This is a genomic window from Paraburkholderia sp. GAS448, from assembly GCF_050435685.1.
In the GTDB taxonomy this organism is placed as follows: domain Bacteria; phylum Pseudomonadota; class Gammaproteobacteria; order Burkholderiales; family Burkholderiaceae; genus Paraburkholderia.
In genome coordinates this window covers 1-21,709 of sequence record NZ_JBNDKT010000002.1, presented here as the reverse complement: position 1 = coordinate 21,709, position 21,709 = coordinate 1, and the positions used below count along the sequence as shown (strand labels likewise).

20 protein-coding genes and 1 pseudogene are annotated in these 21,709 nt (G+C 64.0%); 9 read left to right on the top strand and 12 right to left on the bottom strand.

The window, feature by feature from the left end:
• Positions 1–12 precede the first annotated feature (12 nt).
• The 3 genes from P3T23_RS03755 to argS all read right to left on the bottom strand — a co-directional run bounded on the left by P3T23_RS03755 (position 13) and on the right by argS (position 3,471).
• Entirely contained in the window at positions 13–651 is a 639-nt protein-coding gene (locus P3T23_RS03755; RefSeq protein WP_429314864.1) for a thiol:disulfide interchange protein DsbA/DsbL, read from the bottom strand.
• A 162-nt stretch (positions 652–813) separates the two neighbouring features.
• Positions 814–1,596: an SPOR domain-containing protein gene (locus tag P3T23_RS03750; RefSeq protein ID WP_429314863.1), complete on the bottom strand. Its 783-nt coding sequence runs from the start codon at positions 1,594–1,596 to the stop codon at positions 814–816.
• An 84-nt stretch (positions 1,597–1,680) separates the two neighbouring features.
• The gene (gene argS, locus P3T23_RS03745; RefSeq protein WP_429315336.1) at positions 1,681–3,471 is read right to left on the bottom strand and encodes an arginine--tRNA ligase; all 1,791 of its coding nucleotides are present in this window, start codon (positions 3,469–3,471) and stop codon (positions 1,681–1,683) included.
• A gap of 405 nt (positions 3,472–3,876) precedes the next feature.
• Here argS and P3T23_RS03740 point away from each other — a divergent pair, with 405 nt between their 5' ends.
• Both P3T23_RS03740 and P3T23_RS03735 read left to right on the top strand, forming a co-directional pair.
• A complete protein-coding gene (locus tag P3T23_RS03740) occupies positions 3,877–4,203 on the top strand; it encodes a DUF1840 domain-containing protein (RefSeq protein ID WP_429314862.1) in 327 nt (108 codons plus the stop codon).
• Positions 4,204–4,281: 78 nt separating this feature from the next.
• Entirely contained in the window at positions 4,282–4,686 is a 405-nt protein-coding gene (locus tag P3T23_RS03735; RefSeq protein WP_429314861.1) for a hypothetical protein, read from the top strand.
• A gap of 8 nt (positions 4,687–4,694) precedes the next feature.
• Here the strand turns inward: P3T23_RS03735 and metH are convergent, their stop codons facing one another.
• The 6 genes from metH to P3T23_RS03705 form a co-directional block, all read right to left on the bottom strand.
• Positions 4,695–7,445 carry a methionine synthase gene (gene metH / locus P3T23_RS03730; RefSeq protein ID WP_429315335.1) on the bottom strand — a complete coding sequence of 917 codons (2,751 nt, stop codon included), beginning with the start codon at positions 7,443–7,445 and terminating at the stop codon, positions 4,695–4,697.
• Between the two features lie 31 nt (positions 7,446–7,476).
• Positions 7,477–8,547: a homocysteine S-methyltransferase family protein gene (locus tag P3T23_RS03725; RefSeq protein ID WP_429315334.1), complete on the bottom strand. Its 1,071-nt coding sequence runs from the start codon at positions 8,545–8,547 to the stop codon at positions 7,477–7,479.
• A gap of 178 nt (positions 8,548–8,725) precedes the next feature.
• Entirely contained in the window at positions 8,726–8,983 is a 258-nt protein-coding gene (locus P3T23_RS03720; RefSeq protein WP_228875410.1) for a BTH_I0359 family protein, read from the bottom strand.
• Between the two features lie 123 nt (positions 8,984–9,106).
• Complete coding sequence (gene pcaD, locus P3T23_RS03715; RefSeq protein WP_429314860.1) at positions 9,107–9,895, bottom strand: 3-oxoadipate enol-lactonase; 789 nt, start codon at positions 9,893–9,895, stop codon at positions 9,107–9,109.
• Positions 9,896–10,041: 146 nt separating this feature from the next.
• Complete coding sequence (locus tag P3T23_RS03710; protein WP_429314859.1) at positions 10,042–11,253, bottom strand: DUF3108 domain-containing protein; 1,212 nt, start codon at positions 11,251–11,253, stop codon at positions 10,042–10,044.
• Between the two features lie 186 nt (positions 11,254–11,439).
• Positions 11,440–12,336: an IclR family transcriptional regulator gene (locus P3T23_RS03705; RefSeq protein WP_429314858.1), complete on the bottom strand. Its 897-nt coding sequence runs from the start codon at positions 12,334–12,336 to the stop codon at positions 11,440–11,442.
• A gap of 233 nt (positions 12,337–12,569) precedes the next feature.
• On the opposite strand from P3T23_RS03705, the gene P3T23_RS03700 reads away from it, so the two are divergent.
• The 6 genes from P3T23_RS03700 to rfaE2 all read left to right on the top strand — a co-directional run bounded on the left by P3T23_RS03700 (position 12,570) and on the right by rfaE2 (position 19,050).
• A complete protein-coding gene (locus tag P3T23_RS03700) occupies positions 12,570–13,562 on the top strand; it encodes a fumarylacetoacetate hydrolase family protein (protein ID WP_429314857.1) in 993 nt (330 codons plus the stop codon).
• Between the two features lie 195 nt (positions 13,563–13,757).
• Positions 13,758–14,975 (top strand): ABC transporter substrate-binding protein, encoded by a 1,218-nt coding sequence (locus tag P3T23_RS03695; protein ID WP_429314856.1) that lies wholly within the window; start codon positions 13,758–13,760, stop codon positions 14,973–14,975.
• An 88-nt stretch (positions 14,976–15,063) separates the two neighbouring features.
• Positions 15,064–15,909: an enoyl-CoA hydratase/isomerase family protein gene (locus tag P3T23_RS03690; protein WP_429314855.1), complete on the top strand. Its 846-nt coding sequence runs from the start codon at positions 15,064–15,066 to the stop codon at positions 15,907–15,909.
• Between the two features lie 81 nt (positions 15,910–15,990).
• The gene (locus P3T23_RS03685; RefSeq protein ID WP_429314854.1) at positions 15,991–16,806 is read left to right on the top strand and encodes a PhaM family polyhydroxyalkanoate granule multifunctional regulatory protein; all 816 of its coding nucleotides are present in this window, start codon (positions 15,991–15,993) and stop codon (positions 16,804–16,806) included.
• A gap of 698 nt (positions 16,807–17,504) precedes the next feature.
• Entirely contained in the window at positions 17,505–18,383 is an 879-nt protein-coding gene (locus P3T23_RS03680) for a ferritin-like domain-containing protein (protein ID WP_429314853.1), read from the top strand.
• A 184-nt stretch (positions 18,384–18,567) separates the two neighbouring features.
• A complete protein-coding gene (gene rfaE2, locus P3T23_RS03675; protein WP_429314852.1) occupies positions 18,568–19,050 on the top strand; it encodes a D-glycero-beta-D-manno-heptose 1-phosphate adenylyltransferase in 483 nt (160 codons plus the stop codon).
• Positions 19,051–19,056: 6 nt separating this feature from the next.
• Here the strand turns inward: rfaE2 and P3T23_RS03670 are convergent, their stop codons facing one another.
• From P3T23_RS03670 to P3T23_RS03660, 3 genes are all read right to left on the bottom strand, one after another.
• A complete protein-coding gene (locus tag P3T23_RS03670; protein WP_429314851.1) occupies positions 19,057–19,296 on the bottom strand; it encodes a hypothetical protein in 240 nt (79 codons plus the stop codon).
• Positions 19,297–19,489: 193 nt separating this feature from the next.
• Positions 19,490–20,323, bottom strand: coding sequence for a type III pantothenate kinase (locus P3T23_RS03665; protein WP_429314850.1), 834 nt, complete (start codon positions 20,321–20,323; stop codon positions 19,490–19,492).
• On the bottom strand, positions 20,320–21,225 hold the full coding sequence (locus tag P3T23_RS03660) for a biotin--[acetyl-CoA-carboxylase] ligase (RefSeq protein WP_429314849.1): 906 nt from the start codon (positions 21,223–21,225) through the stop codon (positions 20,320–20,322). Before P3T23_RS03660 ends, P3T23_RS03665 begins: the two co-directional genes overlap by 4 nt.
• A 203-nt stretch (positions 21,226–21,428) precedes the next feature.
• Between P3T23_RS03660 and P3T23_RS03655 the strand changes: the two are divergent.
• Positions 21,429–21,709 (top strand): annotated as a pseudogene (locus P3T23_RS03655) (ABC transporter permease); the annotation flags it as partial.

The following is a 21,709-nucleotide window of genomic DNA, read 5'->3' as shown; positions in this document are numbered from 1 at the left end:
CGTGCGGTGTCATTACATCTTCTTGGCGCGGACCTGCGAGACGAGGTAATCCAGCACCTGGATCGTGCCAGGCAGGCTGTTCGTCGCGGCAGGACCGGTTTCGAACTTGCCCTGCACGGCGAGCGTCGGTACGCCGTCGATCTTGTAGTCTTCCATCAGCTTCTTGTCGCGTTGCAGCGCGCTCTGCGTCGAGAACGAGTTGTACGCGTCCATGAACTTCTTCGGATCGACGCCGTTCTTCGCGAGGAATTTTGCCTGGTCTTCGGGCGTCAGCAGGTAGTTCTTGTTGACGTGGATCTCGTTGAAGATCTTCGGCGTCAGTTCCTGCGCGAGCCCGAGTGCGTCGAGCGCGTGGTACAGCTTCGAATGCGGAATGAAGTCGTCACGGAAGGCGACCGGCACGCGCTTGAATACGACGTCCGGACCCTGCTTCTTGACCCATGCTTCAAGGTAGGGGTCGAACTCGTTGCAGTGCGGGCAGCCGTACCAGAAGAATTCGGTGACCTCGATCTTGCCCGCGGGCACTTCGACCGGCTGCGGCGTTGACAGCGCGGTGTAGTCCTTGCCGGCAACCGGCGCGGCAGGCGCCGCCTGCACTGCGCCTGCGACGAGACCCAGTGAAAGGAAAAGAATGCTGAGTAGTTTCTTCATGTTCTGTTGACCTGTTAGGGCTGAGTACGGAGTAACGGTGACTGGCGCTACGCGCCTGCTACCTTTTCGACTGGATCGACCCGGACGGCAGACGCACCGAGCGTAAGACCGGCACCGCGTGCCGAAGGTTCGGCGGCGGCGCGGGTCTTGCGCTTCGGCGGACTACTGTTTGGAAAAGCGGATCACGGCCGTATCGACGCCTGCATCCGACAGGCGTTGGCGCGTCGTGTTCATGTCCTCGAATTTCGAGAACGGTCCGATGCGTACGCGATAGTACGTGACACCGCCCGCATCGCGCTGCGTGACCTTCGATTCGAAGCCCTGGAAGCCAAGGCGCGCGCGTTGCTGCTCGGCGTCCGCAGAGGTCTTGTACGCGCCGACCTGCAAGAAGTAGCCGGTGTTCGCGTCTGCCGCGGTGGGAGCAGGCGCAGGCGTCGGACCAGCTTTCGGCGCGGATGTCGCGTTGTTCGCGTACGCGGTGCCGGCACTGCCTGCAGCCGGGTTCGCTGCCGTTTGCGGCTTCTTCGCCGGTGCGGCGCTGCTGCCTGTGTTATCGGTCGCGGCTTTCGGCGCAACAGCGACACCGTTCGCATTCGACGGCGGCACTTCAACGATCTGCGGTTCTTCGAGCATGCCCGACGTTTGCGTCTGGTTCGTCGTCTGACCCGGCGCGGTGTTCGGCGGCGCGGGTTGGGCGGCCTGCGGCACCGGCTGGCCAGGTGTCTTGCCTTGCAGCGGGCGATTCGGATCGTATTGGGGCTGGCTCGCGCCCGTGTCCGATGCGGCGGGCGGCGCGACCTTCGACACAAATGGCGTCGGCGCACGCGTGATATAGAGCGCCACCACTACCGCGATCGCCAGGCCGACGATCAGGCCCAGCACGATACCGAGAAAAGTACCACCGGTCTGTTTAGACTGCTTTGTTGTGCGGCGTGGTTTTGCCATCGTCTGAATCACCTGCCAAAGAAAAAAGAGTCTGGAACGACCGTCGATTATAACGACGGCCGCACCCATGCCGAACCACGGGGGTTACATCTTTTCGGGAGCAGAGACGCCGATCGTCGCAAGACCGTTCGCCAGCACCTGACGCGTCGCCGTGAGCAGCGCGGCGCGCGCGTTGCGTGCCGGTTCGTCGTCGACGAGCACGCGTTCGGCCTTGTCATTGTAGAACGAGTGAAATTCGCCCGCGAGGTCGCGCAGATAAAACGCGACCGCGTGCGGCGCCAGTTCGCTCGCCGCATGTTCGAGCATGTCCGGAAACTCCGCGAGCTTCTGCAGCAGCGCGAGCGAGCGCTCGGTCGACAGCGGCGCCAGGTCGACGGTCGGCAGCACGGCTTCGTCGGCGTTGTAGCGCGATTTCCATTCGTTGAGCACGGAGCAGATCCGGGCGTGCGCGTATTGCACGTAATACACCGGGTTCTCGTCGTTCTGCTTGAGCGCGAGATCGATGTCGAACACGAACTCCGTATCGGCCTTGCGCGAGATCAGGAAGAAGCGCACCGCATCGCGGCCCCGACGGATCGTCGCTTCGTCGAGCAGGTCCGGCGACGTTTCCGTGCCCGGCGTCGCGCCGCCCGACCATTCGATCAGATCGCGCACCGTCACGTAGCTGCCCGCGCGCTTGGAGATCTTCACTTCCTGACCGTCGCGCATCACGGTGACCATCTTGTGCAGGATGTAGTCGGGATAGCCCTTCGGAATGCCGATGCCGAGCCCCTGCAGACCGGCGCGCACGCGCGCAATCGTGCCGTGGTGATCCGAGCCCTGCACGTTGATGACCTTCGTGAAGCCGCGTTCCCACTTTGCGACGTGATAGGCGACGTCCGGCACGAAGTACGTGTAGGTGCCGTCGGTCTTGCGCATTACGCGGTCCTTGTCGTCGCCGTCGTCGGTGGTGCGCAGCCATAGCGCGCCTTCCTGCTCGTAGGTCTTGCCGGCGGCGATCAGTGCCGCGACGGTCTTCTCGACGCGGCCTTCCTCGTACAGCGACGATTCCAGATAGTACTGGTCGAAGTTGACGCCGAACGCCTGCAGATCCATGTCCTGCTCGTGACGCAGATAGGCCACCGCGAAGCGGCGGATCGCGTGGAGGTCTTCGACGTCGCCCGTACCCTTGACCGGCTCGCCGTCCTTCGCGGCGACCGTTTCGCCGTTCAGGTAGTCATGCGCGATGTCGGCGATGTACTCGCCGTTGTAGGCGCTTTCCGGCCAGGCATCATCGCCGGGCTTCAGGCCGCGCGCGCGAGCCTGGGTCGACAGGGCGAGCGTCTGGATCTGGACGCCGGCGTCGTTGTAATAGAACTCGCGATGAACGTCATAGCCCTGCGAAGCCAGCACGTTCGACAGTGCATCGCCGAGCGCCGCCTGACGGCCATGGCCGACGTGCAGCGGGCCGGTCGGATTGGCCGACACGAATTCGACCAGCACGTGCTTGCCTGCCTCGCGCGCCGAATGGCCGAACGTCTCTTTTCCGGCAAACACGGCGCTGACAACCGCCTGCTTCGACGTAGCGGACAGACGCAGGTTGATGAAGCCAGGCCCCGCCACTTCCGCGCCTTCGACGAGACCCTGAGCCGCGGGGTGCGCCAGCACGGCGTCGACGAGCTGCTGGGCGAGCTGGCGCGGATTCGCGCGCAGCGGCTTGGCGAGCTGCATGGCGACGTTGCACGCGACGTCGCCATGGGCCGCGACCTTCGGCCGTTCGAGCGTAATGGCGGGGGCGACGAAGGCCGCGTCGGCTGCGCCCTGGGCCGCTTCAGCGACCTGCTTCACGGCGTCGGCGAACAGTGTTTCGAGGGTTTGTTTATGTGCAGGCAGCATGCTTGTTGCGAGTCCAGTGAGACAGTCCGTGTAATCGGGAGCGGCTCCGGCTGTGCGCGGTGCGCGCAGCCAGTCCGTCAAATGGGGGGAAAGCGGGTGCCGCACCGGCTCTGGGCTCGCATCCAGACTGGCCTCGTGGCCGTCATCGGCACTGTCAGGCATTCGCCTGCGACGCCGGCCGCAGCGGGTGGGCAGGCGAAGCCGGTCGTTCCGGCGAAGGTTGTCCGGCGCAGCGGGGCGCGCTTTTTCCGTCCAGACGAATTTTAGCAGGTGCTAATATGTCCAATGAGATACCCGGCCAGAGCCGGGTCAGCCGGTGCCTACGATCGAGCCGGCGGGACCAGTGCGGAAGCGTCCTGATGGCCGCTGCACGCGCGGATCCAACATAACGAAAAGGGAACTGCCATGTTGATTACGTTCAAATGCCACGCCTGCCCGGACGTGGTGATGCTGGAGAATCTCGCCCAGTATCTTGTCGGCATTGTCGGCAAGCGGCTTGGCCAACGCGGCGTCATCAGCCACGACGAACTCGAAGTCGCGATCGCGAAACTCGAAGCCGCCATCACTACCGACAAGAAGGAACGTGCCGAGCACGATGGCCACTTCCATGAAGGTGAGGAAGGCCGCGAGCATCATGAGATTCCAGTCGGCCTCGCGCAGCGGGCGTTCCCGTTCCTTGACATGCTGCGCGCGGCGCAGAAGGAAAATACGGACGTCCTCTGGGGCGTCTGACTTCGCCGCCGGACTCCGGGCGGCGCGCGAAACGCGCGATCAGGCCGGCGTCCCGGCACCGCATGTTTCGCTGAATCGATGAAAAAGAGCCCGCTGCAAGCGGGCTCGTTCGTCTGGGTTGCAGCCACTGCCTACTGGCTGGCGCCTTCCGCGGGCGCGGCCATCGGCGCTGAAGCCCCCTTCTTCGGCTGCTTTGCCTTCTTCGGCTTTTTCACATGCTTTTCCGTGGGCGCTGAGTATGAGCTGACCGCGCTCGCCTCGGTCGGTGCCGCGGGTTGCTGCGCCCGCGCCATCGAGGCGCCGAAAGCCAGCGAAAGTCCAGTCAACAACAGCGTCAGCTTCTTCATACGGGTTTCTCCGGGTCGGTTACAAGTCGTTGAGCCGACGCGTTTTTCTGTGGCGTCTGGCAGGGTCAGGCCGTTGCAGTCTACAAAGACGAAAAACCCGCTGCCGGAAATATTCAGGCTATGGCTGGCGATATAGTGGGGTGCTTATAACTGCGGCGCCAGAGCCCGCTCAGCATCGGCCCTCGACAGGTTCATCCGCTTCGCGTAGTCCTCCAGCTGGTCCTGGCCGATTTTGCCGACCGAGAAGTACGTGCTGTCCGGATGCGCGAGGTAGAAGCCCGATACGCTCGCCGCAGGCAGCATTGCGAGCGATTCGGTCACACTCATTCCCACCTCGTCGGCGTGCAGGAAGCTGAACATGTCGCGCTTCACGAGGTGATCCGGGCACGCCGGATACCCAGACGCCGGGCGGACGCCGCGATACTTCTCGTGGATCAGGTCGTCGTTGGACAGCGTCTCGTCGCTCGCATAGCCCCACAGGTCGCGCCGCACGCGGGCGTGCATCGCTTCGGCGAATGCTTCCGCGAAACGGTCGGCGAGCGCCTTCAGCATGATCGAGCTGTAATCGTCGTGGTCCTTTTCGAACTGCTTTTCCTTCGCTTCCACACCAAGACCGGCCGTCACCGCGAACATGCCGATGTAGTCGGCGACGCCCGAATCCTTCGGCGCGATGAAGTCGGCCAGCGAACGGTTCGGCCGCGTCACCCCGTCGACCACCGGCCGCACGCTTTGCTGGCGCAGGTTGCGCCACGTGAGTGCAACTTCGGAGCGCGATTCGTCGGTGTAGATCTCGATGTCGTCATCATTGACCGTGTTGGCGGGCAAGAGGGCGATCACGCCGTTGGCCTGCAGCCAGCGTCCCTGAATCAGGCGTGCGAGCATCGACTTTGCATCGGAAAACACGCGCCGCGCCGATTCGCCGACAACCTCGTCGTTCAGGATCGCCGGATAGGGGCCGGCGAGGTCCCACGTCTGGAAGAACGGCCCCCAGTCGATGTAGTTCGCCAGCTCGTTCAGATCGAAATTCCTGAACACGCGGCGGCCAATGAATTTCGGCTTCACGGGCTGGTAAGCGGCCCAGTCGATCTTCGTCTTGTTGGCGCGCGCCTCGGCAAGCGTGACCATCGGCTGGGCCTTGCGGTTCGCGTGCTGGTCGCGGATGCGGTCGTAGTCGGCCTTGAGGTCTTCGAGGTACTTCGCCGCGCCCTGATCCGACAACAGGCTCGACGCCACCGACACCGAACGCGACGCATCCGGCACGTACACGACCGGCCCTTCGTAGTTCGGTGCAATCTTGACGGCCGTATGGACGCGCGAAGTCGTGGCGCCGCCGATCAAAAGCGGAATCTTCTTCACGCGGAAGTAGTCGTCGCGCTGCATTTCCGAGGCGACGTAAGCCATCTCTTCGAGGCTCGGCGTAATCAGTCCCGAAAGACCGATGATGTCCGCGCCTTCCACCTTTGCTTTGGCGAGGATGTCGTTGCACGACACCATCACGCCCATGTTGACCACTTCGAAGTTATTGCACTGGAGCACCACCGACACGATGTTCTTGCCGATATCGTGCACGTCGCCCTTCACGGTCGCAATGACGATCTTGCCCTTCGCGCGCACATCGCCGCCGGCTTCGGCCATGAGCTTCTTTTCTTCTTCGATGAAGGGGATCAGGTGCGCGACGGCCTGCTTCATCACACGCGCCGACTTCACGACCTGCGGCAGGAACATCTTGCCCTGACCGAACAGGTCGCCGACGATGTTCATGCCGTCCATCAGCGGGCCTTCGATCACGTTGATCGGGCGGCCACCTTCGGCGGCGATTTTTGCGCGGGCTTCCTCGGTGTCTTCGACGATGAAGTTCGTGATGCCAAGCACCAGCGCATGCGCGAGACGCTTCTCGACCGGCTGGTTGCGCCACTCGAGGTTCTCTTCCTTCTTCGCGGCGCCGGTCTTGAATTTGTCGGCGATTTCGAGCATGCGGTCGGTGCCGTCCGGACGGCGATTCAGCACCACGTCTTCGACGCGCTCGCGCAATTCCGGATCGAGGTCGGCATACACCCCGAGCTGTCCGGCGTTGACGATGCCCATGTCCATTCCCGCCTGGATCGCGTGATAGAGGAACACGGTATGGATCGCCTCGCGCACCGGATCGTTGCCGCGGAACGAGAACGACACGTTCGACACGCCGCCGCTCACCTTCGCATACGGCAGGTTTTCCTTGATCCAGCGGGTCGCGTTGATGAAGTCGACCGCGTAGTTGTTGTGTTCTTCGATGCCGGTGGCAATCGCGAAGATGTTCGGATCGAAGATGATGTCTTCCGGCGGGAAACCGACTTCGTTCACGAGGAAGTCATACGAGCGCTTGCAGATCTGCGTCTTGCGCTCGAACGTATCGGCCTGCCCCTGTTCGTCGAAGGCCATCACGACGGCGGCCGCGCCATAGCGGCGGATCAGGTTCGCGTGATGACGGAACGCCTCTTCGCCTTCCTTCAGCGAGATCGAGTTGACGATCGCCTTGCCCTGCACGCACTTCAAACCCGCTTCGATTACTTCCCATTTCGACGAGTCGATCATGATCGGCACGCGCGCGATGTCCGGCTCCGATGCGATCAGATTCATGAAGCGCACCATGGCGGCTTTCGAATCGAGCATCGCTTCGTCCATGTTGACGTCGATGACCTGCGCGCCGTTCTCGACCTGCTGGCGTGCAACCGCAAGCGCTTCGTCGAACTGGCCGTTGAGAATCATGCGGGCAAACGCCTTCGAGCCGGTCACGTTGGTCCGTTCGCCGACGTTGATGAAGAGCGCGCCAGAGGTGACGTTGAACGGCTCGAGGCCGGAGAGGCGCATGGTGTGATCGGTCATGTCTTGTGCCTGATTCGGTTGCGTGCGTCGGATGCGGTATTGAGGGTAAAGCGTGAAGCGCTCGTCAGGCCGCGTCGCGGTACTGGGTTGGCCACTTGCGCGGCTTGACGTCGGCCAGCGCCTGCGCGATTGCGGCGATGTGCTCCGGCGTCGTGCCGCAGCAGCCGCCCGCGATGTTCACCAGTCCCGCCTCGGCGAATTCCTTAAGCAAGCCGGACGTATCGGCGGGCAGCTCGTCGAAGCCGGTGTCGCTCATCGGATTCGGCAGGCCAGCGTTCGGATAGCACGATACATACGTGTCGCACAGCTTCGACAGTTCCGCGATGTACGGGCGCATCAGCGCCGCGCCCAATGCGCAGTTCAGACCAAAGGTGAGCGGCCTCGCGTGACGCAGTGAATTCCAGAACGCTTCGACCGTCTGCCCCGACAGGATGCGGCCCGACGCGTCGGTTACCGTGCCCGAGATCATGATCGGCAGACGCTCGCCTGTGTTTTCGAACAGTTCGTCAAGAGCGAACAGGGCAGCTTTGGCGTTCAGCGTATCGAAGATCGTTTCGACAAGGAACAGATCGACGCCGCCGTCGAGCAGCGCCTTCGCCTGCTCGTAATACGCGGTGCGCAGTTCGTCGAACGTCACGTTGCGAGCTGCCGGATCGTTCACGTCTGGAGAAATGCTCGCGGTCTTCGGCGTCGGTCCGATTGCGCCCGCAACGAAGCGCGGCTTGTCGGCTGTCGCGTATTTGTCGCAGGCTGCGCGCGCGAGCTTTGCCGATTCGAGATTCATCTCGGCCGCGAGGCTCTCCATCCCGTAGTCGGCCTGCGCGACGGTCGTTGCACCGAACGTATTGGTTTCGACGATGTCGGCGCCCGCGGCGAGATATTGTTCGTGAATCTCGCTGATGATCTGCGGCTGGGTGATCGACAGCAGTTCGTTGTTGCCCTTGATGTCGCGTGAATAGTCTTTGAAACGCTCGCCGCGATAGCGCGCCTCGTCGAGCTTGTAGCGCTGGATCATCGTGCCCATCGCGCCGTCCAGGATCAGGATGCGCGACTTCAGAAGCGCGGGCAGGGTCGCGCCGCGTGTATAGGCGACGGCGGGTCCGGCTGGAACAACGGATTGGGCAGGCTGGTTCATGGCTGGCAAGGGCTTGCGCCGAAATATGCGGGAAACTCGTCATTGTAGCCGCAGCACGGCGGCTGCGCCCCGCCCGTGGCCGCATGGCGGGCGGGCACGGGGTGTCGTTTCCCGGAATGCATTAAAAAAACCCCGTCCGGCCGGACGGGGTTTCAGGGGGTGTCGCCAGGGCGACGTGTCAATGAAGGATGACCGGCTGATGCATCAGGCTGTCGAACTGTCCGAGGAATTCGTCCACTTCGTCGAGTGACGGCTCTTCTTCGATCAGCTTTTGCACATGTTCACGAAAACGCGCCGCCATTGCGCCGTCGATGTAGATTTCGCGCTGCATGGTCTTGTCAACAATCTCGTAGCCACCGGAACGCATGGCGAGATGGCCGTCTTCGGGCGGAAACTCGACAACACAATAGTTGGGGCTGTTATAGATCATCTGCATGGCGACACTCCTTATATTTCCGTTGGCTCCTTGGCCGTTCCTGTGCCGTAGATGGAGCATAGGGTTTGGAATTCAAGGGGTGGACCCGGAGTAACGCGCATAGAAGAGGTCCGAATCTACAGTTTAGACCCCGGTTGCAAGAAACGTTTCAAGTAATGCGGCAAAACGGTGCGATTGTTCGATCGGCGCCAGGTGGGCGGCGTCGAGCAGTTCGAAACGGCTTCCGGGAATGGCACTTGCGGTGGCTTCCGTGACGGAGGGCGGTATGCTTGTGTCGTGGCGGCCTGCGACCACGAGAGCGGGCACCCGGATGGCATTGACCATCTCGCGCATGTCGAAATCGCGCAGCGCCTCGCAGGCGAGTGCATAGCCCTGTGGCGACGTGCGCAGCAAGACGTCGCGGATCGGTTCGACCACTTCCGGATGCGATGTCTGAAAATCGGACGTGAGCCAGCGGCCAAGCGTCGCGGGCGCAAGCGCGGCCATGCCGTCGCAGCGCGCCGCGGCCGCGCGCTGATCCCATATCGCGCGGCCTTCGGGCGGTGTACCGCTTGATGTGTCGGCGAGCGTCAAGGTGTCGACGCGCGCCGGGTAATCGAGCGCGAACTGTTGCCCGATCATGCCGCCCATCGACATGCCGACGAGATGGGTATGCGGCGCGCCGAGTGCGTCGAGTAGCGCGGCGAGATCGCGGGACAGATCGGCAACGCTGAACGGCCGGTCGGGAACCGCTGTTGCGCCGTGTCCGCGCACATCGTAGCGAAGCACGGTGAAATCGTCGCGGAAGTAGCCCGCGAGCTGGTCCCAGATCGACAGGTCGCCGCCGAGCTGGTGAATGAACGTCAGCCAGGGGCCGCCGCCCTCGTTGCTCAGCACATATCGGGTCTCGATGCCGTTGATGTTCAGTTGCATGCTGGCTCCTTCAGAAATGACACGGTGGAAGAGCCGTTTGCAGCTTGCAGGCCAGTTCGGCCGTGAAGCGGCAAACGGGTGCTGCTCATCGTGCGAGTTACGGTTTGCGCAGAAGTTTCGGCACTCGAATGAAGCGCCGGATCCGTTCAGGGCTTTTCGGGTGCGTTGTCGGGCTGGGGCGACGCGGACGGCGGCGCGGGCTGAGTGGCGCTGTCATCAGTGGCGGTGTCGGACGCATTGTCCGTGTTGCCGCTTGAATCCGCCGCGGCAAGCTTGCCACGCCAGACAAGCTCGACCTGCGTACCGTTTGGTTCGGTTTGCAGGAGGCGCGCGGGCAACCACCCGAGCGACGGCGCGAGCCATACGTCGATACGCCGGCGGTCGCCTTCGTGGCGCGGCAGGCGCATGAAATGGCGCGCATCGACAAAGCCTCCCGGGATGCGAAGCGTTTCATCGCCAACTGTCTCGATCGGCCAGATTTCGCCGCTGTCGTTGTCGGCGACATAGAACTCGCGCGTGACGCCCGGCTTGTATGCGCCCGGATCGCCGCGCACCAGACTGGCGAGCTGCATGACCATGCTGAAGCGGTCCTGCGCACCGTCGGGCAGCGCGAGCGTGGCAGGTGTGCGCGTGAACGCGATCTGCTTTGCGGTGCGGTTGAAGATCGTCACGTCTTCCGCGCGATGCCCGCGTTTTTCGATGTACTGGTCAGGCGCGATGCCGAAAGCGTCGACATGGCCATGACTCGAATAGCTGAAGGTGCCGACGAACGGCAGGGGGACGGAAACGATCATCTCGTAGGTCTGTCCGTCGCTCGTCCAGTGGATCGTGCCCGGCTGGTTACGGACGCCGTTGTAGAACGTGTCGTACTGCAGATCGCCTGAGGGCGGTACGGAGAATTTCACCCCGGGCGATGCCTGTGCAGCCTTCACGCCTTCACCTGCGTTCGAGGCCGCAGCAGGTGTGGCGGCCGCTTCAGGTGCGGAAGCTGCCGCAGACGCCGCTTCCACAGCCGCTCTTGCGGTTTGCGTGGCGTCCTGGCGCGTAGCCGTGAGCACATGTTCGGTGCGTGGGCGCGCGTTGCTCGCGTGCGTCGCTGAATGGGGGCGCGGTGCCGCGCTGGCGGGCGTCTGCTCGACGCGTGCGGGCTTCAGAAGCGCCACCTGCACCGGCGCGTGTTCAGCGTCGAGCGGTTGAGCGGCGTCGCGGTGACGCTCGACCCATTGCGCCGCGATCCAGTGCAGCGCGACCACGACGACGAGCACGACGCCCCAGCGCCACGCGCGCCCGCGTCGGCGTGTGGGCGGATTGACGCGCAGCGTGCGGTCGGAGCGACGGGCGACAGACTGGGACGACATCAGAAAGAAGTAGCGCCTGTTACGTGGAAAGCGGTGAATAAGTGGAGTGGCGCATGGAGCGGATCTATTGTCGACTATCGTGGGTCAGCGAACCGTTTCGACAGCAATGCAGCTGACGATGTTCCGTCATGTGACTGTCAAGTCTTAACGGTGCACCGCTTTGCTCCGCGACATCCATCGCGCAGGTTAACGCGGCGTTGCACTGTAACCAAGTTCATACGAAAGCTTCTGCGCACACTCGCGCATCGCCGTGTCGATCGTGCCGTCCCAACGGATATCGAACGTACCCTCATGCCCTAGTGCAATCAGCCCCAGCGCAAGGTCGCCCGTCGAATCGAAAACAGGCATACAGAACGCGTGAATAGTGGGCAGCAGCATGCCTTCGACGCGCGCGGCCTCGTGGGCGCGCACGTTCGCGAGCAGCGTTTCGACTTCTTCCGGCGTGCGCGGCGCGTTGGCGTAGGACGCCCGGTGCGAATCGGCGAGCTCGCGTTCGATCATCGCACCTGTCTTGCTACGTGGCAGGTACGCAGCGAACAGCAGGCCGGTAGCCGAGCTGAGCAACGGCATGACGTCGCCGAGCTTTAGCGACGCCTTCGCCGGATGGCTCGATTCCATCCAGTGGACCACCGTCGGCCCCTGATTGCCCCACACGGCGATGCCGACAGTGAAGTCGAGCCGGTCGCGCAGTTCGGCAAGCGCGATACGGGCGAGCTTCACGCCATCGACGCGTGCCAGTCGCGCAAGTCCAAGCTGGAGCGCGAAACCGCCGAGTTCATAACGTCCCGAGAGCGGATCCTGCGACACCACGCCGAGCCGCAGGAAACTGACCAGATAGCGGTGCGCCTTCGCGGGGCTCATACCCGCGCGTTGGGCGAGGTCGCGCAACATCATGGCACGCGGTTCGTTCGTCAGCACTTCGAGCAGGCGAAAGCCGACTTCGATCGACTGGATGCCGGAGCGCAGTTTCTCCTCGCCGGCTTCCTCGCGGTCGTCGTCAGAGGGTTCGATGGCATCGACTTCGGCCGGTTCAGGTGAGCGGGCGTCGGGGTGGGCGGTGCCGGAGCGTGCAAGTGAAGGCATGGACAATGCGCGTCATGCGCGAGCGATGAAACGTGAACGGGGCAACGGATCCGGCAGCGCCGGGACGACCCAGGCACCCGATGAACGGGCACCCAAAGTCGCAACGTCGGCGCAACCAGTACGGCAACTAACGGGGCAGCACCACCGCTCCAGAAGGGACGGGTTTGGGCCGCGCCGATTCACCATCGTAGAATAGATTCCTTCTATCGTCACCCACACCGCTTACTTCCCCTATGAAACTTGCTACGCTGAAGGACGGCACACGCGACGGTCAGCTGATCGTCGTGTCCCGCGACCTGCACACTGCGGCGATCGCCGATGCGATCGCGCCGACGCTGCAGCGCGTCCTCGACGACTGGGCCTTCTACGCGCCGCAACTGATCGATCTGTACGACGCGCTCAACCAGGGGCGCGCCCGCAATACCTTCGCGTTCGACGCGAAGGCCTGCATGGCGCCGCTGCCGCGGGCGTTCCAGTGGGCCGACGGCTCGTCGTATGTGAACCACGTCGAACTGGTGCGCCGCGCGCGCGGCGCGGAGATGCCGCCTGAATTCTGGACCGACCCGCTGATGTACCAGGGCGGCAGCGACGACTTCATCGGACCGAAGGACGACATCGTCTGCGCGTCCGAGGCGTTCGGTATCGACTTCGAAGCGGAGGTCGCCGTCATCACCGGCGATATACGGATGGGCGCGACGCCCGACCAGGCCTTGAAGGGCGTGCGTCTCGTGACACTCGTGAACGACGTCTCGCTGCGCAATCTGATTCCCGCCGAACTTGCGAAGGGCTTCGGATTCTTCCAGAGCAAGCCGGCCACGTCGTTCGCGCCGGTTGCGGTGACGCCCGACGAGCTCGCCGAGCACTGGCGCGAGGGCCGCGTGCACCGGCCGATGATCGTGCATTGGAACGGCAAAAAGGTCGGCCAGCCGGATGCCGGCACCGATATGGTGTTTCACTTCGGCCAGCTCATCGCGCATGCGGCGAAGACACGCAACCTGCGGGCCGGGACGATCGTCGGTTCGGGCACGGTTTCGAACAAGGACGCAAAGCGCGGCTACTGCTGTATCGCCGAGAAGCGCTGCCTCGAGACGATCGAGCACGGAGCACCGCAGACGGAATTCATGAAATACGGCGATACGGTGAAGATCGAAATGTTCGATGAAGCGGGCAAGTCGATCTTCGGCTCGATCGAGCAGGCTGTCGCACCGCTCGACGGCGCGCATTGAGGTCGGACCGGGTGAGCCCTCCGATTGCGCCGGACGGCGCCTGCCAGGAGGGTTTCGCCCGATTCCGCGGCGCGCCCGCACGTCTAAACTGACGGACGCGTGGCGCGTAAGGGCTAAGGGCCGCGCAGGCATCGAGTCCCCAGCGGGAAGGGGGCAGCAGGAAAAAGAACAGATTGCCACGGTGAGGAGCCTTGCATGCGAATCCGGTCGTCCATTCCCGAGCCTGGGCGTCCCAGAACATTGACGCTCCACGCACTCATACCGCAGCGGCTGGTGGCGCTCCTGGCCATTGCATTCTGCGCTGCGCTGCCGGGCGTCTCGCTCGCGCAGGTGAAGATCGGGCTGGTGCTGTCGCTGACCGGTCCGGCCGCTTCGCTCGGCATCCCCGCGCGCGACACGGTCGCGCTGCTGCCAAAGGAAATGGCGGGCCAGAAAGTCGAGTACCTCGTGCTCGACGATGCTTCGGACACCACCCAGGCCGTCCAGAATACGAAGAAGCTGATCTCCGAGGAGCACGTCGACGCAATCATCGGTTCGTCGATCACGCCAAACACGCTCGCGATAATCGACGTCATTGCGGAAGGCCAGACGCCGACGATTTCGCTGGCATCGTCGGCGAAGATCATCGAACCGGTCGACGCAAAGCGCCACTGGATGTTCAAGACCCCGCAGACCGACGCGATGATGGCCTCGGCGATTGCCGAGCACGCCAGCGAACACGGCGTCAAGACGATCGCCTACATCGGCCAGGCCGACGCGCTCGGCGACACGTTCTACGCCGAAGTCGCGAAGTTCGCGCAGCTGCGTGGCATCAACCTGGTGGCGAACGAGCGCTTCAATCGCACGGACCCGAGCGTCACCGGGCAGGTCCTGAAGATCATGGCGGCCAATCCCGATGCGGTCGTCGTGGGCGCCGCGGGCACGCCTGCCGCGTTGCCGCCGAAGACGCTGAAGTCGCGCGGCTACAAAGGCTTGATCTATCACAACCACGGCGTGGGCAATAACGACTTCCTGCGCGTCTGTGGCGCGGACTGCAACGGCACGTTCCTGCCGGCGAGCCCGGTGCTGGTTGCCGCCCAGCTGCCCGAGGATCACCCAGCAAAGCGCCTCGCGCTCGACTACATCTCGCGCTTCGAGGCGTTGCACGGTGCGGGCAGCGTATCGGCGTTCGGCTCCTATACATGGGATGCTGGCCTGCTGCTCGGCACCGCGGTGCCGATCGCGCTCATGGCCGCCGCGCCGGGTACGACCGAATTCCGTCAGGCTCTGCGCGATGCGCTCGAGGCGACGCGCGGGCTGGCGACCTCCAACGGCATCGTCAACATGAGCATGACGGATCACCTCGGGCTCGATCAGCGCGCACGTGTGATGGTGCAGATTCGCGAAGGGAAATGGGTTTATCAGGCGCGCTGAAGTGTGCAATCAGGCGCGCCGCCGTTTGCAGCATGCCGCGGGCCGCGGCGTACTTTGAGCCACAAATTGTTCTACCGGACCGACTGCCATGTCTCACGACTCCCCCACCAGCAACCCTGCCTTTTACGCCGGTTATCACGCGCTGCGTCTCAGGCATCATCCGCACGGCATCCTTGAAATCGTCATGAGCGGGGAAGGCGCGAACCGGAGCGGCCTCGCCACCGCCGACGCGCGAATGCACCGCGAACTGGCCGATATCTGGCGCGATATCGATCGCGACCCGCACACGCGCGTCGCGGTGATTCGCGGCGAAGGCAAGGGCTTTTCGGCGGGCGGCGATCTGCATCTGGTCGAGCAGATGGCCACCGATTTCGACGTGCGCACGCGCGTCTGGCGCGAGGCGCGCGATCTCGTCTACAACGTGATCAACTGCAGCAAGCCGGTGGTGTCGGCGATGCACGGCCCGGCGGTCGGCGCGGGTCTCGTCGCCGGACTGCTCGCGGATATCTCGATCGCGGCGAAGTCAGCGCGGATCATCGATGGCCATACCCGCCTCGGCGTCGCCGCCGGCGATCACGCGGCGATCGTCTGGCCGCTCCTGTGCGGGATGGCGAAGGCCAAGTACTACCTCATGCTGTGCGAGCCGGTGAGCGGTGAAGAGGCGGAGCGCATCGGGCTGGTGTCGCTTGCCGTCGATGAAAACGATCTGCTGCCGAAGGCCTTCGAAGTGGCCCAGAAGCTCGCGGGCGGTTCGCAGACGGCGATCCGCTGGACCAAGTACGCGTTGAACAACTGGCTCCGCTCGGCGGGGCCGACCTTCGACACATCGCTCGCGCTCGAATTCATGGGCTTTGCCGGACCTGACGTGCGCGAAGGCGTGAGTTCGCTGCGCGAGCGGCGCGCGCCCGACTTCAAGGGCGGCGATCCGTTCTGATGTGTGCGCGGTATGATCAGATGAAACGGACGGCGAGTGCGTCGCGCGTCGTCCAAACCTTATTGGTGCGAGGAGAAAACCATGACCGATACGCCCGGCACGACGCCGCCCTTTTCCGGCTTTCCTGGTTTCCCGCCAGGCGAATTGCTTGACCGCATGTGGGACATGATGCGGCTCACGCCCTTCGGTTCGGCGTTTCCAGGCGCGCAACCGGGCGGTGCGCAAGGCCTTGGGCCATCGCTGTCGATGATGTCCGACATGATGGCGCCGCTCACGAACGTCGAGGAGCTCGACAAGCGCATCACCGACATGCGCGCCGTCGAGCAGTGGCTCAAGCTGAATCTGAACATGCTGCAGTCGGCGATCCAGGCGCTCGAAGTACAGCGTGCGACGCTGGCCACGCTGCGCGCGTTCGGCGCCTTCGCGCAGACGTCGATGAGCGCGCCTGCGGCGGCCTCGGCAGCAGTGTCGACGCCTTCGTGGATGTCGCGCACCGAAGCACCCGCAGCGCCTGCAGCGCCTGCCGCCGGGCAGGCTGCGCCGGAGGCGGAGCCGGGCGAGGCCAACGAAACGGGTAGTGCGACGGAGGTGCCCACCTTCGATACTTCGGCGTGGTGGAGTCTTTTGCAGCAGCAGTTCAACCAGTTGGCGCAGTTCGCGATGGCACAGACGCCGGCGCCTGGTGCGACCGCTACGGCCGAAGACATTGCCGAAGCCGCAGAAGGGCCGGATGGTCCGGAGGCACCTGAGGCGGCTGAAGCGCACGGTGCAGCCGACGCTTCCGCCGCGAAAAAGTCTGCTGCCGCGAAACGCCCTGCAGCGAAGCGTGCGCCATCGGCAAAGAGTAGTGCCGGCACGCGCGCCGTGAAGAAAGCAGCCCCACCCTCCGGGGCATGACGGGACGCCGCGCCGCGCGCAATCGCGTTAGGCGCTGACTGGCCGCACGGCGCGCGCGGCTGGCGTTTCAGCGTGCCAGGTTCGCGCGGCTACCGGCGATCACCGCGCAATTTCAGCCGGATGCGACTAAAACGAATCACCGCACAAAGCGCAACGGCCAGCGGAATTTCATCACCTTGACTTCGTTTTGACGGATGGTAGTGGGCGGTGGCTCGATAAAGGGCTGTACCGGCGGCTGTCAACCGGCTGGCGGCCGCCGCGTGTGGCGCGCCGCGTCGTGTCGAGAGTGGGAAACATGGGAAACAGGCGCAGAAAGCAGGAGGCCAAATCGCGGGAACCGTAAGGCTCGCGTGCTATCATCCTGTAAGCTTTTTGGCCCGTTGGCATGCACTGAAAACAACGACTCAAGCAGCCCAAACGGTTGCCGGCATGATGGCTGCGCGGTTTGACCGCATGGCGCCGGCCCAGTCCGGTTCGACTCCAGGAACGGGTATTTCTCACCCAAAGTCGGCTGGAACAACCAGTACTCTGGTTTTCGCAAGTGCACCGATGCCGCAGGTGGTTCTTTACCACGCGGCGCGTTTGGGCGCCCGATTACCGCGTAAAATTGAATACTCAGGTCGCGAAAGCGCGCTTTGGCTCGCTCGCAGCAAACAGATACAAACAGACGTCGCAATGCGCAGAACAGGGGTGGGACTATGAACACCATGCTTTATCCGGAACTTTACAAATCGCTCGAATCCGTTCGATGGGACATGGAGAAAGACATTCCCTGGGATAAATTCGACGCATCGCTGCTCACCGACGAGCAGGCGGAAACGATCAAGATGAACGCGATCACCGAATGGTCCGCGTTGCCCGCCACGGAAATGTTCCTGCGCGATAACCACCATGACAGCGATTTCTCGGCATTCATGAGCGTGTGGTTTTTCGAAGAACAGAAGCACTCTCTGGTGTTGATGGAATACCTGCGCCGCTTCAAACCGGAACTCTGCCCGACCGAGGAAGAACTGCACGCGGTGCGCTTTGAATTCGATCCGGCGCCGCCGCTTGAAACGCTGATGCTGCATTTCTGCGGTGAAATCCGCCTGAATCACTGGTATCGCCGCGCGGCTGAATGGCACACCGAACCGGTCATCAAGGCCATCTACGAAACGATTTCGCGCGACGAAGCGCGTCATGGCGGCGCCTACCTGCGCTACATGAAGAAGGCGATGGCGCAGACGGGCGATATCGCCCGCGCGGCATTCGCAAAGATCGGCGTGTTGATGGCGTCGGCGCGCCGCACCGAAAAGCCGCTGCATCCGACCAACCTGCACGTCAATCAGGCGCTGTTCCCGCGTGACACGATCCAGTCGCGTCTGCCGGATCCGGAATGGCTGGAACGCTGGCTCGACGAGCAGATCCGTTTCGACGACGGCTGGGAAAAGAAGGTGGTCGAACGCATCCTGCATAACCTGTCGATCCTGTTCGAGCGCACGTTCAATACGGCGCAGGAACTGAACCGCTATCGCAAGGAAGTGGTCGCACGTCTGCAGGCAGCGCAGGGTGTGACCGAGCAGCAACAACCTGCCTGATGCGCAGGGCGCGTCGCCGGTGCGTCTGACGGGCGATATACCGGGCAACGGACACGCAGTACCTCAGGCGAAAACACGGCCCGGCAGGCATTAGCTTCCCGGGTCGTTTTCTTTTCTGTTTCAATTTCCACACCAGGCGCACCGCATGGCCCGCGCCGCCATTTCACCTTTTTCGGTCTTCTCCATGCCTGCCACATTCGAACGCAAGATCACGACCCGCGAGGCGCTCGCCCAGATCCGTTCCTCGCTTCCCGGCCCGGTGGTCTTCACCAACGGCGTGTTCGACATCCTGCATCGCGGCCATGTCACGTATCTCGCGGACGCGAAAGCGCTGGGTGCGTGTCTGGTCATCGGTGTGAACAGCGATGCTTCGGTGCGTATGCTCGGCAAGGGCGACGATCGCCCGATCAACAACGAGGCTGACCGGATGGCGCTGCTTGCGGCGCTGGAGAGTGTCGACTGGGTTGTGCGCTTCGAAGAGCAGACGCCGGTCGCGCTGATCGAGGCCGTGCACCCTGACATCCTCGTCAAGGGCGGCGACTACGACATGGATACGCTACCCGAATCCACTCTCGTGCGCGGCTGGGGCGGCCGCGCGCTGGCGATTCCGTTCGAGCACGACCGCTCGACGACCGCTTTGCTCAGCAAGGTTCGCGCGCAGGGCTGAGCGCGCTTACTGCGTCAGCGTCGACGACTGGATCGGCGGGGTAGGAGCGGGTGCGCCGACCACCGCCTGATCGGCTGCCTCAGCTGCAGAAAGTGGGCGCACCTTCAGCGATTCCGGATGAATCTGCCGGCTTGCGCGATTCGGCTCATGCGAGTCGAACGTCGGGAGTGGTCCGAGCGTGCCGCGAAGCGCGGCGAATGCGAGCGCGTTGACAAGAATCAGGATGGCGATCAGCCAGCGTAGCATCGTCGGGATCTCCGTCGAAGGAGTGAAGCAGCCGTGGGGAAGGCGGTCGCGCTGCCGGAGTTGCGCTCTTCGCAGCGGGCTGCGGCTGTGAAGCGTGACGGCGCGCTTGCCGGCTCGGTCGCCAGGTCGGTTGAAAGCGTACTTTCCATGCTCGCCAGCGCGGCAGCCATATCAGATCGCATGCACACACTCATCACGCGGGCTGTGCACCGCTGTCTTCGGCGGCGATCAATGCAAGGCCGGACAGCACGAGCGAGTCGTGGCGGGTATGCGGGATCTTGAGGGCGGCGGTCACTTCATCGGCTGCACCGCCGCCGATCACGAGCCGTACCGGCACCTGCCACGTTTCCGTCAGATCGCGCCACATCCGTTCAATCAAGCCAGCCTGTGCCAGCGCGCAACCTGCGGACAGCGAACTGCGTGTATCTGTCGCGAACGTCGGGCCATGGCGCGTGCCGCTCGCCAGCAGGTCGCGGGCGGATGTGGCGTCGAGCGTCGGCAGTTGTGCAGTGTGGTCGCCGAGCGAGCGCATCATCAGCGACCAGCCGGGGGCGATCAGGCCGCCGATAAACATGCCGTCCGCGCGCAGCGCTTCGAGTGTGGTTGCCGTGCCGAATGTCGCGATCAGCAAGGGTTCGCCAGGAAACGCCGCATGCGCGCCGATCAATCCGGCCCAACGGTCGCTACCGAGCGCCGACGGTGCCGTATAACCGTTCTTGACCCCGCATTGCTGGGCGACGGCGCGGATCGTCGTGCGCGGCAGGGAAGGCCAGCGCGCGTTCAGCAGCGCTTCGATGCGGCGCGCGACCGCATCGCCGGCGACGTTCGAAATCCACGCGCTGCCAGGCGTCGGCAATGGCGACCAGTCGGGTTCGTCCGCCGAACGTGCGATATCGGCGGCGTCGTTCGTCGTGCGGGTGCCGTGTTCAAACGCGCCGGCATGCGTACGGGTGCCGTGCGCGTCGACCAGCGCCCACTTGATCCGGCTGTTGCCGGCGTCGATCAGCAGAAAGGGTGCACCGCTCATGCGTGGCCGTCGGCGAGCCGAAGCGACACGTCACCGGTGGAGATGGCCTCGCGGCCGGAGGCGGTATCGAGTAACAACTGGCCGCTTTCGTCGACACCCGCCGCAATGCCGCGCGAAACTTCGACGCCCTGTTCGACCAGCACGACTTCGCGCCCCGCGTAACCGTGGCACGCATTCCAGCGCTGACGGAACGGCGCGAATCCTCCTGACGCGAAGCGCTGCAACGCGGGTTCGAGCGCATTCAACTCGGCGGCGAGGGTATCGGTGAGATTGGCGTTCGGCAGTGCGCGCGAGAGTGCGGTCGGCGTCGTGCCACGGGCTTGCGGTGGCGCGTCGGCGTTCAGTGCACCGACCTTCGCGGCGAGTTCGTCGGCGCCCTTCACGTTCGTACCGATGCCGATCACCACGGCGCTCGCATCGGCTGTGCTCCATGCCGTTTCGATGAGGATGCCGGCGAGCTTGTCGCCTTCGAAGAGCACGTCGTTGGGCCACTTCAGCGAGATCTGGCCCGGCGCGGTAAGCGGCAGCGAGCGCAGGCCATCGACCAGCGCAACGCCCACCGCGAGGCTGAGCCCCGCCAGCCCTTCGAGCGGACGCGGCAGCACGCAGGCTACGGAAAACAGCAGTGCGTTGCCGGGTTCGGCATACCAGGGGCGTCCGCGTCGTCCGCGGCCGGCAGTCTGAAGATAGGCGACGCGGACCATCGGCCGGGGCAGGGCACTTGCCTCGCGCGGTAACGCCTTGAGGTGAGCCATCAGGTCGGCGTTGGTCGAGCCGGTTTCTTCGACGATTTCGATCGGCCAGTCAAGCGCGGCGGGACCGAACAGCGTGACCGCGCGTTCGCGGTCGATGCGCCATTCGCCGGGCGGAGCGGCGTCGGTAGGGGTGGTCCTTGGATTCATGAGACGTATTGTAGTAGCCAGTGGCGACAAACGGGCTGACAGACGGGCCGACAAGTCGCCGGGCAACGCGGCTGGCAGCGCCGCCGACAACCGTGCCGATAGCCGGACAGACAAACGCGCCGGCAACCGGGCGTAGTTGCGCGGCCCAAACACGGCGCCTTCGTTACAATGGCCGCTGAATCCATCAAGCGAAACAGCGATCCTTGAACCACGATACTCCGCCCGGCCTCGAAGTCGCGGCTGGCAGCCAGGGAAAGGTCGTCCGTCTATCCGGTCAGTGGACGGCGCTCGCGCTCGCGCGTGACAAGGCGCGTCGCGGCAGTGCGGTGCTCAAGCTGCGCGCGCTCGCCACCGAGAAGGTCAGCCAGTGGGACCTGTCGCACGTGGCGCGGATGGACCACGTCGGCGGCCAGGCGCTGTGGCACGTCTGGGGCCGCCGGATGCCGGCCGAACTGGTCGCGCTCAACGACACGCAGCGCGAGAT